The sequence below is a fragment of the Spirosoma arboris genome (assembly GCF_009754945.1).
GTDB lineage: Bacteria > Bacteroidota > Bacteroidia > Cytophagales > Spirosomataceae > Spirosoma > Spirosoma arboris.
In genome coordinates this window covers 1-680 of record NZ_WPIN01000075.1, presented here as the reverse complement: position 1 = coordinate 680, position 680 = coordinate 1, and the positions used below count along the sequence as shown (strand labels likewise).

1 protein-coding gene is annotated in these 680 nt (G+C 56.0%); it reads right to left on the bottom strand.

The features are described from left to right. The coding region (locus tag GO755_RS41235; protein ID WP_394351065.1) for a hypothetical protein at positions 1-680 on the bottom strand (680 nt) is incomplete at both ends.

Sequence of the window (680 nt, the reverse complement as noted above, 5' to 3'; positions counted from 1 at the left end):
GATCAGTCAGAGCAAGGGTCAGCGAAGTCGTACCTGCAGTAATACTTTGACTGGTAGGCGGTACTCCTGGCAGACTGACGGTAAGTGTTCCCGCCGAAGCATTGGTGAGGCCAATGGCCACTGACACAGAATAGGTATTAGTGGAGGCTGCACAGCTTCCCGCATTGGCTACCGCGCTGATGGAACAGACGGGAGCCACTGAACAGGATGTGGGAGCCGTATAGGTGGTACTGGCGGTCTGGCCCAGATAACTGACTGTTACGGTATGAGACCCTGTTCCACTAGGTAAGCCGCTCAGCGAGTACGGGATCGAGGTGGCTCCTGCACTGACCGAAAGGGTAGTGGTGGTGGCTCCATCGGTGAGGGTGAGGCTTCCGGTTACGGCATTGGTCAGGCTGATGAGACCAGTCGTGTTGTAAGTGTTGGTACCCGGAATGCAAACTCCTGGATCTATGACCGCTAGCCCTACACCGACACTACAGGAAGCCGGAGCCGTGTAAGTCGTGCTAGTGGTTGAACAGCCTGGCAGACTGACCGTGACCGTATGGGAGGAGCCATCCGAGACTAAGCCTGTGAAACTGGCTGTAAAGCTGGCTGAGCTGCCCTCGGTGGTGATGAAGGTGAGACTTTGAGGTCCGTTGCTGATGGTGAGTGTTCCTGTAATGGGGTTGGTCAACTGG